Origin of the sequence: Dorea sp. OM07-5, assembly GCF_003481355.1 — a bacterium.
GTDB classification, from domain to species: domain Bacteria; phylum Bacillota; class Clostridia; order Lachnospirales; family Lachnospiraceae; genus Dorea_D; species Dorea_D hominis.
In genome coordinates this window covers 156,610-171,639 of sequence record NZ_QUKZ01000001.1, presented here as the reverse complement: position 1 = coordinate 171,639, position 15,030 = coordinate 156,610, and the positions used below count along the sequence as shown (strand labels likewise).

The 15,030-nt window shown below is 41.4% G+C and carries 15 protein-coding genes and 1 tRNA gene; 2 read left to right on the top strand and 14 right to left on the bottom strand.

The annotated features are described in order from the left end of the window. Positions 1 to 201: 201 nt before the first annotated feature. On the bottom strand, positions 202 to 840 hold the full coding sequence (locus DXC04_RS00845) for a PBECR4 domain-containing protein (protein WP_004614763.1): 639 nt from the start codon (positions 838 to 840) through the stop codon (positions 202 to 204). 335 nt (positions 841 to 1,175) lie between these two features. After that, complete coding sequence (locus DXC04_RS00840; RefSeq protein WP_004614764.1) at positions 1,176 to 1,556, bottom strand: TnpV protein; 381 nt, start codon at positions 1,554 to 1,556, stop codon at positions 1,176 to 1,178. A 156-nt stretch (positions 1,557 to 1,712) separates the two neighbouring features. Between DXC04_RS00840 and DXC04_RS15670 the strand changes: the two genes are divergently transcribed. Beyond that, positions 1,713 to 1,883: a hypothetical protein gene (locus DXC04_RS15670; RefSeq protein ID WP_004614765.1), complete on the top strand. Its 171-nt coding sequence runs from the start codon at positions 1,713 to 1,715 to the stop codon at positions 1,881 to 1,883. A 54-nt stretch (positions 1,884 to 1,937) separates the two neighbouring features. On the opposite strand, the gene DXC04_RS00835 is transcribed toward DXC04_RS15670, so the two are convergent. From DXC04_RS00835 to DXC04_RS00825, 3 genes are all read right to left on the bottom strand, one after another. Then, on the bottom strand, positions 1,938 to 2,789 hold the full coding sequence (locus tag DXC04_RS00835) for a S8 family serine peptidase (RefSeq protein ID WP_118659564.1): 852 nt from the start codon (positions 2,787 to 2,789) through the stop codon (positions 1,938 to 1,940). 221 nt (positions 2,790 to 3,010) lie between these two features. Further along, positions 3,011 to 3,592: a manganese efflux pump MntP gene (locus DXC04_RS00830; RefSeq protein WP_118519476.1), complete on the bottom strand. Its 582-nt coding sequence runs from the start codon at positions 3,590 to 3,592 to the stop codon at positions 3,011 to 3,013. 69 nt (positions 3,593 to 3,661) lie between these two features. Further along, positions 3,662 to 4,678, bottom strand: a complete 1,017-nt coding sequence (locus tag DXC04_RS00825) for a glycosyltransferase family 2 protein (protein ID WP_117536801.1) — start codon at positions 4,676 to 4,678, stop codon at positions 3,662 to 3,664. 206 nt (positions 4,679 to 4,884) lie between these two features. Here DXC04_RS00825 and DXC04_RS00820 point away from each other — a divergent pair, with 206 nt between their 5' ends. Next, entirely contained in the window at positions 4,885 to 6,105 is a 1,221-nt protein-coding gene (locus DXC04_RS00820) for a 6-phosphofructokinase (RefSeq protein WP_117536802.1), read from the top strand. A 342-nt stretch (positions 6,106 to 6,447) separates the two neighbouring features. On the opposite strand, the gene DXC04_RS00815 is transcribed toward DXC04_RS00820, so the two are convergent. The 9 genes from DXC04_RS00815 to yqeC form a co-directional block, all read right to left on the bottom strand. Then, a tRNA-Gly gene (locus DXC04_RS00815) sits at positions 6,448 to 6,518 on the bottom strand. 69 nt (positions 6,519 to 6,587) lie between these two features. Further along, positions 6,588 to 7,937 (bottom strand): D-serine ammonia-lyase, encoded by a 1,350-nt coding sequence (locus DXC04_RS00810; protein ID WP_118659562.1) that lies wholly within the window; start codon positions 7,935 to 7,937, stop codon positions 6,588 to 6,590. A gap of 107 nt (positions 7,938 to 8,044) precedes the next feature. Further along, positions 8,045 to 9,205, bottom strand: a complete 1,161-nt coding sequence (locus DXC04_RS00805; RefSeq protein ID WP_118659560.1) for a hypothetical protein — start codon at positions 9,203 to 9,205, stop codon at positions 8,045 to 8,047. Then, positions 9,202 to 10,323, bottom strand: coding sequence for a hypothetical protein (locus DXC04_RS00800; protein ID WP_021860135.1), 1,122 nt, complete (start codon positions 10,321 to 10,323; stop codon positions 9,202 to 9,204). The genes DXC04_RS00805 and DXC04_RS00800 overlap by 4 nt, the downstream gene beginning before the upstream one ends. Next, positions 10,320 to 11,225 carry an ABC transporter ATP-binding protein gene (locus tag DXC04_RS00795; protein WP_118659558.1) on the bottom strand — a complete coding sequence of 302 codons (906 nt, stop codon included), beginning with the start codon at positions 11,223 to 11,225 and terminating at the stop codon, positions 10,320 to 10,322. Before DXC04_RS00795 ends, DXC04_RS00800 begins: the two co-directional genes overlap by 4 nt. Next, the gene (locus tag DXC04_RS00790) at positions 11,200 to 11,997 is read right to left on the bottom strand and encodes a hypothetical protein (RefSeq protein ID WP_118659556.1); all 798 of its coding nucleotides are present in this window, start codon (positions 11,995 to 11,997) and stop codon (positions 11,200 to 11,202) included. The genes DXC04_RS00795 and DXC04_RS00790 overlap by 26 nt, the downstream gene beginning before the upstream one ends. Next, positions 11,990 to 12,544, bottom strand: coding sequence for an RNA polymerase sigma factor (locus DXC04_RS00785; RefSeq protein WP_021860132.1), 555 nt, complete (start codon positions 12,542 to 12,544; stop codon positions 11,990 to 11,992). The genes DXC04_RS00790 and DXC04_RS00785 overlap by 8 nt, the downstream gene beginning before the upstream one ends. Before the next feature lie 174 nt (positions 12,545 to 12,718). Then, entirely contained in the window at positions 12,719 to 14,080 is a 1,362-nt protein-coding gene (yqeB, locus tag DXC04_RS00780; protein WP_118659554.1) for a selenium-dependent molybdenum cofactor biosynthesis protein YqeB, read from the bottom strand. Positions 14,081 to 14,185: 105 nt separating this feature from the next. Beyond that, entirely contained in the window at positions 14,186 to 15,028 is an 843-nt protein-coding gene (gene yqeC, locus DXC04_RS00775; protein ID WP_118659552.1) for a selenium cofactor biosynthesis protein YqeC, read from the bottom strand. Positions 15,029 to 15,030: the final 2 nt, after the last annotated feature.

Here is a 15,030-nt window from a genome sequence, read left to right as displayed (position 1 = left end):
CCAAAGTGCGTCTGGATATCCAAACGCTATGCTTGCAAAACCAGTTTCACTGATTTCCCTCGATACTCCCTTCTTCTAAAATCAATGATAATTATAACATTGCCAATTTTGTAAAGTAATAATCAACTTAAAATATAGACGACAAACAATAAAACCATGATACTGTTACAAAAAGCAGTAGCATGGTTTCTTTCTATTTCATTATAGATTTTCTCTATCTATCATATTTTCTATTGTTTCTGAGAAACAACACTCTTTCAAATCAATACTTTTGTCCATCTTTACAAGATTTGTATATTTCTCATCTGTATAGTGTTTTGATATTACAGCAAATACTTTATATGTAGGCTGTGCTGTTACATCTCTGATGTCCTTTTTCAGCAATGTGTTCGGTACATTTAATTTCGTATTTTTATCTTTTACGAAGCCAATACAACCACATATATTCCCGGCAGCTTTTTCTGTATATAATTTCGGTCCTCGATCTGTAAATTCTCCTATCATTGTTACGTTTTTCTTAATAAGCATCATACGTTCCAATATATCCAATTTTTGCCCCGTAGAGCCATCTTTTGCAAAAACAAAATCATTTTCTGTTAATCGCTTATCCAGGCATTTCTGGTAAAAATGAATTGCAGAAGCTGTCTCTTTTTTATTCAATCGAACTCCTGTCAAATGTAAAAAATTGTATCTATGGAAAACAACTTCATATCCCTGTACAGATGACAAAATCTTATTACTTTCCTGTAATTGCTTATTCACCTCTTTCGGTAAGCCATATAGGAACAAAACCTTCTGATCCTCAAGATGTTCTTTATATAGTTGTGCCGCTTTTGTCATAATCTGAATTCACGTCTTTTGTCCATAACTTAATCCTTATCCCATAAAATTTAGAGAAGGGAATGTTCACGCCGCAGCACTAAACATTCCCTTCTCATGGTTGATTTTTCCGTTGTCTGCCAACCTCCAGCACCTTCGTCTGGAAAATATCAGGTTTTTCCGTTGCCTGCCAACCTCCGACACCTTCGTTCGGAAAACGTATCAGATTTTAGGTGTCAACCCACCGCTGATGCACAGCTTTTCTAATTACATTTTACACGAACTATGTGGAAAATGCAATTACAATTTTATCTTATGATGCCCTACTACATTTTATACACTATTTATCTTACATTTCATTCTTGATAAATTATCTCTTTATCCACAATCTCCCTCGCACATACTTGTATATTGTTCATTCTTCCTATCCATTCCAAGACATTTTCCACCTTTAGCTGTTCTGCAATGCCTTGTGCCTGTTTCATCTGTTCTACAAGTCTTTCAAAGCGTTCCTGTGCCTGTTCTTCTATATCAGCCAAATAACCATTCAGCCTGCCGCTTGTAAGCATATTCAGATATAGCAATCTGCGGTATTCCTTCAAATACCGCAAATGTCTTTGTCCCCATACACCGACAACCCTTTGTTCTTCTTCCTTCGGTAAGGTAAGAGCAGGGATAAGATAATCCCCATGTCTGATATAAGTACCGCCCATCTCTTCAAAAATTGTTTTCTTCATTGTCTGTTCTACCTTTCTTATCGTTCTCTATTCATAGATTTTCTTTACGACCGTTCCAATTTTACAGTAACAATAATTCTTCAATTTTCAGTTCACATTGCCCCTCCCGAAGAAGTATGATAGAATAATTCTATTAAATTGAATCGGAGGTGCCACATGGCTATCAGTTCCAACAATATTCAGGTCTATACTACTTTGTCCAAAGAACTGGTTGCTGAGATTGATAAGGATGCGAAAGCGAACTATCGTACACGTTCCCAGCAGATTAACATGATCCTGACCGAGTATTATAAGACCCAAATGACAACCAAACATGAATCCGAGTAAAGCACTGAATCGCCTGAAAACACAGGAAATATCAGTGTTTTCTTATGTTTTCCCTTAATTATAAGGTTCATGTGAACCGTAGGTATTTCCAAAACTTAAATTCACAGCTGCCGGCATGCGAAGCTCCAACGCTTTTCGGATAACATAATCCAGTGCCAGCATAAGCTCCGTTGTCCGCGGGAATCCCTCCACATCAGGTGTTCCAAGTTTGACAACCAGCAGTTCACTTTCCGTCGCCACGCCCGCATACCTTCCATTACTGTTTCGTCCATTCCCTGCTGCCACACCAGCCACCGCTGTGCCATGCCCGGAAACATCCCGGCTTCTCACTCTTTTCATCCGCTCTGTCACAGAATTTTCCTGTAAAGCTTCATCGATCTGCTCACTTGTATATTCCACGCCAATTTCATATCCTTTCGGCGCGCTCTCCCCCGGTTCTGGATTTAAAGACTGATCCCACAGAAAACGGATTCTTGTATTTCCATCTGCATCTCTGAAATCCGCATTTGCATAATCAATCCCGGAATCTATGATTCCGATCAGAATTCCCTGTCCAAATAAAGAAAAACGCGTATCCTGTACTTCGTTAATACAAGATACCCGCTTTCCATTCGCTACCTGAAAAAATAATCTTTTCGGCTTTTCCACATATTCAACTTCTGTAATCTCCGTCAGATCTTCTATTTTTGATTCCGCGATTCTGATGACTGCATATTCATTCTGAAGTTCCGTTACACGTACTGCAATATTTCTTACACGTCCCAGGTTCCCGGAATATTTAACGATCAGGTCCCACTCTCTTTCCAGCCGGTCATACCCAACATCCAGATTCCGTGATCTTTTTCTCTCTTCTTCCGTAGAATCCAGTGCCAGATTTAAAAGATTCTCCAATTTCTGACTGGTCATATAAACACCTTAAATACTTTCTTATTTACTGAAAGTATATTCCACGTACACGCTTCATTTTCCTGAAATAATACATATTCATGATAAATGGCAGCACTTCTTCCCGTTTTTATTTTTCCGGAACTACATTTACAACAATATCTGTTATGAGTAAAAATACCGTAACATGAAGCAGAATGATACAGCGCTTTTTCTGTGACTATTGTGACTTGATTTTTCTCTTAAAATACACCGGCAATAAAGATCTCCAGACCGATCACGATCAGAATAATTCCCCCAAGGATCGTTGCTTTTCCGGCAAATCTTGTTCCGAACCGTTTACCGATCGCAAGTCCTGAAATACAAAAAAAGAACGTTACGGTAGCAATGACCAGGGAACAGACAAGCGCCATAAAAAAGTCATATTCTGCAATTGTAAATCCAACAGACAGCGCATCAATCGATGTTGCCACTCCCTGTACAAATAAAGCCCATGCGCCTACACCCGGCTTCTCTTCTTCCTCATCATTCCTAAATCCGTCCCACAACATCTTTCCACCGATATAAAGAAGTAATATTAACGCAATCCATGGGATAAACTTTTCAAACGCCCGGAAATACTGCACGATCGTATGTACACATATCCACCCGGTCATTGGCATCAATGCCTGAAAAAATGCATATACACCTGCTACTCCGCACATTTTTTTCTTCCGCATCTTTGGCTCATTAAGCCCATTCGCTAGCGACACGGAAAACGCATCCATTGTAAGACCAACACCCAGCAACACACTGTTTACAAAAAATAATACATTCCATTCCATCTTTCTTCCTCCGATATTAAATAGCAAAAAAGAACCAGATACAGTTCCAAACTATACCTGGTTTCTATTTTAATTAAATCCAATCAGACGTCTTGCAACGCTGTATGCAAGAGAAGAAATCTTTCTTCCTGATCTTCCCGGAATGTTCATTGTCTGTCCAAGAATTCCATAGCGGATTTTTACAAAGCTACGGAAATCCTTTCTTCGCAGATACTGCCAGAGTTCCTTTTTCTTCGCCAGATTCTCTTTATCTTTGGAACGAATACATAAAATAGAAGAAACTGTCATCATAATTGCAAGATAATTCAACATATAAGATCTTAGTTTCTTACAGCCGATATCCTTTAACTGGTACATATCGATCATTGTCTTTGTAACAAAAATCTGCTGATCCAGACGTTTGATCATTACTTTCTCATTGACTGACTGATCGTCTCTTCCAATAAAGTAACGGTAGAAATCCACATCCAGATAATATATTTTACGCACATGCGGAAGTGGATAATACACATAAATATTATCTACATAGAATGTATGCTTCGGAAGATGTAACTGAATCAGCTTCAGCATATCTGTACGATAGATAACCGAATGCATTAGGATATACTGATCCAGATGGAAATGCCCAATATCCTCCCAGTGGAAGATCTCATCCTGTGGCAGTACATTTCTGTAATGAATCACTTTCTTATGCGTTGCTCCAACCTTCTCGTAAACATAGTTGGAAATAAGCATATCAATCTCTTCACCGTCTTCTTCCAGATTTCTTAAAAGTGCAAGAATCTTATGCAGTGCTTCTTCATCTACCCAGTCATCGCTGTCTACTACTTTAAAATACTTTCCGGTTGCATGACTTAAACCTGCATTCACCGCGTCTCCGTGTCCGCCATTCTCTTTGTCTACCACCTTTACAATGTCCGGATACTTTTCCATATATTCATGTGCGATCTCAGATGTTCTGTCCTTAGATCCGTCATTAACAATAATAATCTCTACTTCTTCTTTCCCCGGCAAAATGCTCTCAATTGCTTTTGCCATATATTCCTGTGAATTATAACTTGGAATTGCAAATGAAATATACTTCATTGTATTCTCCTTTCTTTCGTTTCCCGAATCAGTATACCTTATTTTTCCCAATTTTCCAATAAAGAACAGTTAAATTTATTCTTAAGATTCTCTTTGGGATTGTAAATATTTTTATTTTCCGTTATAGTGAACCTGTAGTATGCATTATTGTCATACAGGGTTTTTGTTCAAACCGAAATAAAATATTTTAATATGGAGGATTAAATATGAAAAATATAATCGTTGGACAGTCCGGCGGACCAACCGCCGTTATCAACGGAAGTCTCTACGGAGTTGTTACCGAAGGACTTGCACATCCGGACAAGATCAGTCACGTCTATGGCATGATAAATGGAATCGAAGGTTTCTTAAACGACCGCATCATGGATATGAACGCACTTGCCGAAAACAGAGAACTTGAATTTGTAAGGACAACCCCCGGAGCTTATCTTGGCTCCTGCCGCTACAAACTGCCGGAGGATTTAACTGATCCTGTTTATCCGGAACTGTTCCGCAGATTCGAAGAAAAAAACATCGGATATTTCTTCTACATTGGCGGAAATGATTCGATGGATACCGTAAGCAAGCTTTCCCGCTATGCTGCCGGAACAAACAGCAAGATCCGTTTTATCGGTGTTCCGAAGACAATTGATAACGATCTCGTAGAAACTGACCACACTCCCGGATATGGAAGTGCCGCTAAATACGTTGCTTCTGTTGTCCGCGAAGTTACAGCGGATGCTTCTGTTTACGACAATAAACAGTCTGTTACCATCGTAGAAATCATGGGACGTCATGCCGGATGGCTGACCGCTGCCAGCGTTCTCGCCCGCAAATTTAAAGGCGATAACCCGGTTCTCATTTATCTGCCGGAAGTTGCTTTTGATCCGGATGCTTTCATTGCAAAAGTAAAAGAAGCTTTAAAAACAACACCGAACCTTGTTGTTTGCATTTCAGAAGGAATTAACGATGGAAAAGGTACTTTTATCTGTGAATATGCAAGCGATGTCGGAGTAGATACCTTTGGACACAAGATGCTCACCGGTTCCGGTAAATACCTAGAAAACCTTGTCAAAGAAAAAGTCGGTGTAAAAGTCCGTTCCATCGAACTGAATGTCTGCCAGCGCTGTTCCAGCTCCATGCTTTCTGCTGCCGATCTTACAGAAGCAATCGGTGCAGGTACTTACGGCGTTCAGGCTGCACTTGCCGGCAAAACCGGTAAGATGATTACTTTCATTCGCCGTCAGGATCATCCTTATGAGTTATCATACGGCACTGCCGATGTAAATCATATCTGTAATAAAGAAAAAGCAGTTCCAACCGAATGGATCACCGGTGACGGATCAGATATCAGTTCTGCATTTATTACTTATGCACGCCCGCTGATCCAGGGAGATGTAACGGTTCCAACCAAAGATGGGCTCCCTGTTTTTGCTTATCGCAAATAGCTCTGGAACGTTCATATTTTGTTCACTTTTCTTTAAAAATTCTTTCACTGATACAACACGTTTTCTTCACAGGTGTTGCATATAATGTAAACATACAAAGAAAAGACAACAACTAAACTTTTGAATAAACTTTTTCATAATACATGCCGGGTATCGCAAAAGCGATCATCCGGCATCCTCCCTTTTTAAAGAACTTTTTTACTCTGCCACCGGCAGCTTTTTTATTTATAAATCAGGGTCCTCGTAGCTATAACATAAAAGCCGCATAACCGCGCTTTAACAAGCGCAGCTATACGGCTTTTCTAAAATCCCCTCTCGTATCTTATTACTGACATACAAAAAAGCGGGTGATGGGAATCGAACCCACGTATCCAGCTTGGAAGGCTGGTGTTCTACCATTGAACTACACCCGCATTATCCGCATCACTCTCCGTGACACGAATAATATTATATTATGCGAATTTTAAAATGTCAACACTTTTTTACAAATGTTTCTCTAAATATTCTTTCCGTATCTCATCCGGTACAAGTCTGCCACCGGTTGCCCACACAATCTGTGTCGCATTTTTAAGTATTTTCTCCGTTAAAGCATGCTTCTTACAATATGCCTTTGTCTCCTCTTCTTCAAGCAAACGGACAGGTCCGATAAAAGTTGCACAGCTGGATGGCTCAATCTGCTCCTCTTCTGTCTTGTAGAGAAGTCTTAGGAAATCATACAGTTTGTTGTCATTGACTGTGAATCCCCCCGATAGCAAGTTCGTCATAATTCTTGTCACAAAGCTGGACGGACTGGCACATGCAAGACCATCCGCCTCTGTTTTGCCTGTCATTCCATAATCCCGCACATTGGCATGCTCAAATTTCTGCGTTGCAATTCCAAGCATTACAGACGGACATTCTACCGGCTCTACAAAGAAACAATGTACCAGATCTCCATAGAGACGTTTCAGCCCGTAAGACACACCACCCGGAGCGCCGCCAACACCTGCCGGTATATATACAATCAGCGGATGTTCTTCATCTACAACAACTCCCTGCTCTTCAAACTGTTTCTTAAGCCGCCCTGCTGCCACTGCATATCCCAGAAACAGATTCACCGATTTCTCATCATCTACAAAATAACTCTTTGGATCAGCATCTGAATTTTTCCGGCCTTCCTCAACTGCTCTGGAATAATCCTGCTCATATTCAATAACTTCCACTCCTTTGCTGCGAAGGAGGTCCTTCTTCCATTGTTTTGCGTCAGCCGACATATGCACGATCACATGAAAGCCAAGCGCCGCACTCATAATTCCAATAGACATGCCAAGGTTACCGGTAGAGCCGACCTGAACCGTGTATCCGGACAGAAACTCCTTCATCTTCTCATCTGCGAAGACTTCATAAGAATCCTGTTCTTTCAACATTCCGTTTTTCAGTGCCAGATCTTCTGCATGTTTTAATACTTCATAAATACCGCCTCTTGCTTTCACAGAGCCAGCGATTGCGAGATGGCTGTCTTTTTTCAGGAACAGTCTTCCCGGTATCTCACATGTATATTCCTTCTTTAAGCCTTCCTGCATCTTGTCGATCTCAACTAACGGAGATTCGATCAGTCCTCCCGTTTCCCTTGTTTCCGGGAATTCTTTCATAATAAATGGTGCAAATCTCTCCAGACGTTTTTTCGCATCTTCGATGTCTGCGTCCGATACTACCAGTTCGCAGACACCATTCACAAAATCAAATGGTAAATATGCCGGATTGCTCCACCCGACTTCCTGCTTGTCACGCATCTGTTCGATCATCTGTGCATTGCGCTCTTCCAATATGTTCTTATATGTTCCGTTCGCCATTGTCTGTCTCCTTTCCAGTCATTTTCCTGTCACTCTTCTAGCCTATGAAAACATTATAGACATTTCCGGGCACGGAGACAATCTTTTTCATAATTTCTTTTTCCGAACTACTTCAGTTCCCATTTCCGAAATCTCTTTTTCCCAATAAAATACGGCAGTAAAATCAGAATACCACATCCGAAAATGCAGCAAAATTCACTTCCCGCAAACGAAAGAGTAAGATCATTTTCCATGAACCAGGAACCGCAGGTAATCCACAGTATTCCCGGATTACATATGGCAAGTACGATATCCAGAAATGTTGTCGTATGAACCAGAGCAGCCTGTACCGAACCCATCAGCAATACACTTAAAGCCAGAAATACAAGATAACTGTTTTTCAGGCAATACCATCCCGCACCTGCCAGTACACCCGCCAGAAGTGCAATTGCCAGGAACATTACAAGCGTCAGAAGCAGATAAGAACGCAGATTCACATTCCAGAATGTCACAAATGGATTAAGCATTCCAAACCTTGGTTCTGCCATCATGCTTGCAGAAACCGGCACCTTCCACAGCCCCTTAAGCGGCAGTTTTGCTAAAAACCATCCATAGCTTGCAAGCAATAACAAAGCACTGTATATCAGCCCGCTAAGAATACCACCGATCATTTTTAAATGCAATGTATCTTTTCCACATCTTGTTACGAATACCTGATCTTCTGTTTTCTGCACCCGTTCGTAATCCATCAGATACAACACCGAAAGAAAGACAAGTACTACAATTTCAAGTAGCAGTTTCTTTCCAAGTTTTCCAAATAATGTGCCATGTACAAAATAAACAATTCCCGGATAAAAATCCGCCTGGTCTGCGCCGCTTGCTTTAATTTCATCAGTTCTCTTCTGCAGTTTTTTATAATTATTCTCAATGAACTTCTGATATTTTCCAGTCGGTTCGTAACGGCTCATCTTTTCTTTCATTTTCATAATTTTAAGCATATCCAGATTATCATACAGCTTCCCATAAGCTTTCTTATATTCATTATAGACTTCTACGTCACTGTTCTTTTTTCCCTGTTCCTTCGCCTGTAATACACGATGCATTCGCTGCACCGATTTCTGGTCATCCTGCGAACCATATGCATTCTGCACGACAACTATATTTATCAGAAGGAAAGTAAGAAATACAAGCAGGACAAGCGGATTACGAAATATTTTCTGACATTCCAGAAATATGATCCGGTAAGTCAGTCTGGTATTTTTTCCCCCTTTCTTATCTCTGTTTATCATAAAATATCCCTCTTTTCATCCCATCTGAGCCTGAAGTATACGACTAACACTGCAAGCACGACACACCCTGTCAGAGCATATAACTCCCACATTTTCATGGAAAACATGTTGAACGAACTGCACAAACCTTCAAATATAACAGAACCTGCCGCGCCTGTTATTACACAGCCGGGGATAGACAATACCACTCCGGTAATATACCCCTGTGCAAGTCTTGCAAGTCCATAAATTAATGCCATTGCTGCGATGCAGAACAATAATACAAGGATCTCATATATTCCCATATACTGTCCGAATGAGATACCTTTAATCCAGCATTCTATACCTCTTGTCTCCCATGCCGGACACTGCCAGAAGATTCCCATGCCTTTTGCATACCACACAATTGTATATGCCAGAAGCTGCAGCACTCCAATGATCAGGCAACAGATGAATCCGCCAAGATACTGGATCGGATAAATCTCCCTTCCCGTTTTTGTTGTGCTATAGAGCGGCATCACACCGCGAATCCGTTCCCTCACATGATAAGCTACCAGAAGAACGGCATAGCAGATCAATATCATTACCGGCATTTTGCTCATATCCGTCTGCAAAATATATAATGCGCCACTTCTTAACAGATTGACCTCCGGGCGGTCAGTTAAGGCAAAATCATCCAGCAGACTATTCGCATACTGGATCTGGAACATGATCTTTTCTCCTTCTGTCTCGAATGACGTGAAATCCATGATTGCTTCCTTTTCTTTCTGTTCTTTTTCTGACATCTGTTCATCCGTATAATCCGTAAGCCGGTCACGCTCTTTCATCATCGTATCAAAATCAGAAATTCCTGCCTTTATCAGGGCGGAATCTTCCCGGATCAGCTTTGTTGACTGTTTTTTCAAATCTTCAACTTCTTTTTCAATCTTTCCTTTCTCTGTGACCGGAAGTGTCGATCCATATTTACGGATCAGTTTAGCGGCATAGGGCATGTCATACGGCGAATCTGTACACTGACCACCTGCCGGATACAGATTCAGTTCAAAAAACATGTTATAAAATAACACGGTAAATAACGCAAGTAATAACAACAAACGGACAGACAATATCTTTTTACATTCCTGTATTAAAATTCTCACAGTATCACCTCCGTCTTCTCATCGCCATAACTTACGAGGAATACATCCTCCAGATTAGCGGCACACAAGACCGGTTTCCATTCTTCCTTAAGCTTTCCTGCCCTGGCAAACGAGCTGTCCGGATCATAATAGCGGACTTTCAGATAGCCATGCTCCTGTCTTGCTCCCAGCACCAGATACTGCTTTTCAAATAATGGAAATTCCTTCTCCGGAACTGCACATTCAAATATCTCGCCGTCCAGCTCGCTGCAAATATTTGATACGGTGTCTTTCCGGTACAGCTTTTTATCCTTGATCATGATCACCTGATTAGCAATCGATTCAATATCCGACACAATATGTGTAGACAGAATCACAATCCGATTCCTTGACAGAGACGAAATCAGATTACGGAATCTTGCCCGTTCTTTCGGATCAAGCCCGGCAGTCGGCTCATCCAGAATAAGAATCTTCGGATCATTTAACAATGCCTGTGCGATTCCGACACGTTGGATCATTCCACCGGAGAATTTTTTCATTTTCTTATCTGCGTTTTCACTAAGCCCGACAAGCTCCAGAAGCGCCTTTATTTTCTCTTTTAATCCTTCTTTCGGTACAGCTTTTAATGCTGCCAGATAATTTAAATACTGCACAGGTGATTGATTTTTGTAATAACCGAACTGCTGTGGCAGATAACCGATTAGATCCCGGTAATTTTCTCCCATTTTCTGGATTTCTATTCCATCATATGTGATTGTACCTTCCGTTGGGTATAAGAGTGTAACGATCATCTTGATAAGTGTTGTCTTTCCGGCTCCGTTCGGTGCAAGCATTCCGTAGAGACCATCCTCCAGTTCGAGAGAAATATCGCGGACTGCACAGAATTTTCCATAATTTTTACTGATATGCGACAACTGTAACATTTTCTTTCTCCACCTTTCCTGTTAAAACCACAAAACATATAAAGAAGCCTGCTGCCACTGCAAAATGAATTGCCAGCGGAAGCTCTGTCAACAGAATTTTGATCCATGCATATCTGCTCCACGCACTGAATACAGCTAAGATTCCCCACAGCACAAGCAAGACTCCAATTCCATAGCTCGATGAAAAGCGATGGTACAGATACAATGCAAAGACTGCAAAGAGGCACATGCTACTGACTCCGAGTGCGCTTAATTTCCAAAATATAGCATCTGCCTGTCCATCAAGCACCAAAAGTGTTCCTAAATTAATCAAAGCACTGACAAGACTTGCATAAAACATCCTGAGTCCAACAATGTAATGCATGGAATAATGCATGGAATTTATAAGTTCTGTCACTGCTTCCTGCTCATCTACCCAGCAGGACAGAAACGAAAAGCCCAGATACATTGCCGGAAATGCAAATAGCACAACCGCCATCTGTGTCTGCCTTGCATCTCTTGTTCCAATACTTAGAACCAGGACACCTATATAAAGTAAAATCATCACTACCCAGATCAGAGTGCATCGATAAAAAATAATCCCCAGTCCAGGTCCATAATATATTTTCTTTAACCGCTCAAACAGACTGTCCTTCTCCGGAAGCGCGCTTTGCAAAATTCTGTTTTTCTGCTGTTCCATTTCTGCCATATCCGGATATTCAACCTGTATCCGGCAGTTTTCTTCCAGCCATTCATTCCATTTCTGATCTTCCGATCTTTGTTTATCATTCATTATCCGCTACCTCCTTCCGAATCTGTGCAAGCATTTTATAATATCGCGTTTTCACTGTTCCTTCTGACAACTTCAGTACTTCTGCGATCTCTGCAAACGTCTGCTCTTCAAAGCAGTGCTTCTGAAAGATCTGTATCCACGGTTCATCGTAACGGACAATAACTGCCATCACTTCTCTTATCGTTTCCTGCCGGAGCACCTGTGAACTGATATCCGGACTTACTCCGGTATGTTCATATTCCTGCCCATAGGGTCCTTCCAGCTGACTCTTCCTGTATGCAAGACTTCTGTAATAATCGGTAATCTTATTTGATGCGATCCGGTAAATCCATGTACGGAAAGAGCCTTTCTTTTCATCAAAAGCCCGTATTCCTTTCAGTACAAGAATAAAGATTTCCTGGGTCAGATCCATGGCAAGTTCTTTGCAAGCAACCTGACGATAGGTATAGGCATAGATTTCTCGGTAATATCTTTCAATCAGAAGTCCTGCTGCTTCTTTGTTCTGTTTTTTCTTTATTTTACGGATCAAATGGTTGTCCGACTGCATGCAATATCACTTCCTTCTTATCCGTTCACTTATAGATACGAAATCTCCGCTAAAATAGTTTGAAATTTTTATAATTATTTTTTGAAAATCATCTGGCAGTTTCCTGTTTATATAATAAAAAGCGTCAGAACCGGCATAACCTTTTACCGAAACTGACGTTTTATCTGCGACAGATTACTGTCCGCTTAAATCTATATCTGTTTTCTGATCGATATCATGAAGTTCTTTCTTCGTTGTTTCGCAGATTATAACTTCATCCGGATATTTTTTCATAATCTGCCTGCCACCTGTGTCCCCTTCTAATTTCAGAAGCTCCTGAAAATATTTCTGATCCCACAGCACCGGATTTCCCGGTCTTCCATGCGTGCCGGCGCAGATGATCTTTCCCGGATACTGCACAGATACACCCATCAGTCTTCGCAGTGTTTCCGCTGTCAGATACGGTTGATCTCCTACCACGAATAGAATTTTCTTCACATCCGGCTTCTGCTCCAGACACTTCTTCAATCCACACTGCAGAGAGTAAGCGATTCCCCACTCCGGATGATTATTTTCCGCAACGGCAATTCCTTGCTTTTTGGCCTCTTTCATGATCTGTGGAAATCTTGTGGAAACAACCTTTTCACATATCGGAAATTCTTTCAACACCTCAAAAATGTGCCGGAACATCGGACTTCCTCCAACCTCTGCCAGGAGCTTGTTCTCTCCATATCTGCTGGATCTTCCTGCTGCCAGCACAACGATTCCTGTCTGACTGCAAAAATATTGTTCGGCTGCTTTATATGCCTGCATTCCAAGCAGATTGGATTTGTCCGAGATCTTATATACAAGCGATATGTCTTTTCTTGGATCTACATCCCCAATCTTAAGTCCCGTCTTTACATTTATACCTGTCTGCAGCATACCGCGGACAACGCCTGCCACTCCGGCGTACACCGGTTTTCCACCTGTGTATGCAACAATCTGCCCTTTTTCCACAATGTCACCGATCTTAGCCTTCGGTTCTATCTTTCCATCCCCGGATGCTTTTAAGAGGCGCTCGATACTGTATCCGCCGACAACTCCGGGTACACCGGTATTCGGAATCGGTGTGCTGTCATACAGAATCTTTCCCAATGTATCTCCACGCATAGTTTCAAGCGCCGCATAGCAGTCTTTTCCTCCGCAGAATCCCGGGCCAAGCCCGATCACGCAAGGGGCATCGCCCTTCTTCGTTCCTGTATTCCGTTTTGCAAGAATCGCATCCACTAACACATCCGGCTTATATACTTCCCGAATCTTCGCTTCCGGATCAACGATCACTGCAACTTTGCCGCTGCTGACTGCCTGCTGCATCTGACTTGCATCTTTTACAAGAACTGCTTCCATCTCTTCTACAACTGCACGTTTTTCATAGACAGTTCTGGAAAATGCCACCTGCCGCCGCACGGTAAGTGGGCATGCGATCTCTGTCATAACAACCTGATGCCCTTTTCTAAAAAAGGCGGCAGCTATACCTGTCGCCAGATCTCCCGCTCCTTTGATTAAAATTTTCATAGCTGCCTCCTCTCTTTATTTCTATTTTCAATCTTTATTTTCTGATCTATCTTATATTTCCAGCATATCTTCTTTTGATTAGAAACTATTTTATTGCTATAGATTTTATTTACTATATAACCAGTCGGTGATATGAACTGATTTTACTACAGAGTGTGCTTGATTCTCAGAACATTCTCTTTCCCGCCCAGACATTTGCGCCTGCTCTATGATTGCTTCTGCAATCTTCTTTGCCAGTTTTTTCTGTTCCTTAGTATCTGCTTTATTCAAAATAATATGATATTCCATCTCATTGGTCACAGATTTTCTTCCGCCACACGGACTTAATGCAAGTTTTACCAGATCCTTCCATTCAAGTATCTCATCTGTATTTTTATTAAGGATCTGCGCCACATGCTCCGGACGGCAGCAACATTCTTGAATCTGTTGCCCAATGCCATCCAGCCCATATACACTAATTACATGAGTTGTTCCCTTTAAAATGACCGGTTCGGTATCTCTCGGCGCTTTAACCGGCAGACATTTTGCTCCGTCTGCCTCCAGAAACATCCAAACATTTAAGTTTTCCACATTTATAAGAAAATCCAACGGAAAACTCCCCATTTTCTCTTTACTTATGGGGATTCCCATCCACACCGTACCTTTTTTTTCAAGTACACTTTTTATCTGCTCCAGATCTGGTTCTTTCACAAAACATTCTTCCGGTCCGGTCTGCATATGTGTTGTCGTAGACACAATATGCGGTATTTTTTCTGCAAGACACTCTTCCCGGAGTCTCCGGATAACAGTTGTCTTACCTCCGGCTCCTACAACACTGACTATGCCTGTCCTTTTTTTTTCCCACATCCTGGCCATCGGATTCGATACAGCTCCAGTCTCCAACGCTTTCCAGAGACTGTCTGTCCATTTCCATCCATTTTCATCTAAACTGTATATTTCACCAGTCATTT

What these genes read in the sequence shown, in the direction of transcription:
- DXC04_RS00845 (WP_004614763.1), bottom strand. Translation starts at nt 840, where the DNA reads ATGACAAAAGCGGCACAACTATATAAAGAACATCTTGAGGATCAGAAG.
- DXC04_RS00840 (WP_004614764.1), bottom strand. Translation starts at nt 1,556, where the DNA reads ATGAAGAAAACAATTTTTGAAGAGATGGGCGGTACTTATATCAGACAT.
- DXC04_RS15670 (WP_004614765.1), top strand. Translation starts at nt 1,713, where the DNA reads ATGGCTATCAGTTCCAACAATATTCAGGTCTATACTACTTTGTCCAAA.
- DXC04_RS00835 (WP_118659564.1), bottom strand. Translation starts at nt 2,789, where the DNA reads ATGACCAGTCAGAAATTGGAGAATCTTTTAAATCTGGCACTGGATTCT.
- DXC04_RS00830 (WP_118519476.1), bottom strand. Translation starts at nt 3,592, where the DNA reads ATGGAATGGAATGTATTATTTTTTGTAAACAGTGTGTTGCTGGGTGTT.
- DXC04_RS00825 (WP_117536801.1), bottom strand. Translation starts at nt 4,678, where the DNA reads ATGAAGTATATTTCATTTGCAATTCCAAGTTATAATTCACAGGAATAT.
- DXC04_RS00820 (WP_117536802.1), top strand. Translation starts at nt 4,885, where the DNA reads ATGAAAAATATAATCGTTGGACAGTCCGGCGGACCAACCGCCGTTATC.
- DXC04_RS00810 (WP_118659562.1), bottom strand. Translation starts at nt 7,937, where the DNA reads ATGGCGAACGGAACATATAAGAACATATTGGAAGAGCGCAATGCACAG.
- DXC04_RS00805 (WP_118659560.1), bottom strand. Translation starts at nt 9,205, where the DNA reads ATGATAAACAGAGATAAGAAAGGGGGAAAAAATACCAGACTGACTTAC.
- DXC04_RS00795 (WP_118659558.1), bottom strand. Translation starts at nt 11,225, where the DNA reads ATGTTACAGTTGTCGCATATCAGTAAAAATTATGGAAAATTCTGTGCA.
- DXC04_RS00790 (WP_118659556.1), bottom strand. Translation starts at nt 11,997, where the DNA reads ATGAATGATAAACAAAGATCGGAAGATCAGAAATGGAATGAATGGCTG.
- DXC04_RS00785 (WP_021860132.1), bottom strand. Translation starts at nt 12,544, where the DNA reads ATGCAGTCGGACAACCATTTGATCCGTAAAATAAAGAAAAAACAGAAC.
- yqeB (WP_118659554.1), bottom strand. Translation starts at nt 14,080, where the DNA reads ATGAAAATTTTAATCAAAGGAGCGGGAGATCTGGCGACAGGTATAGCT.
- yqeC (WP_118659552.1), bottom strand. Translation starts at nt 15,028, where the DNA reads ATGACTGGTGAAATATACAGTTTAGATGAAAATGGATGGAAATGGACA.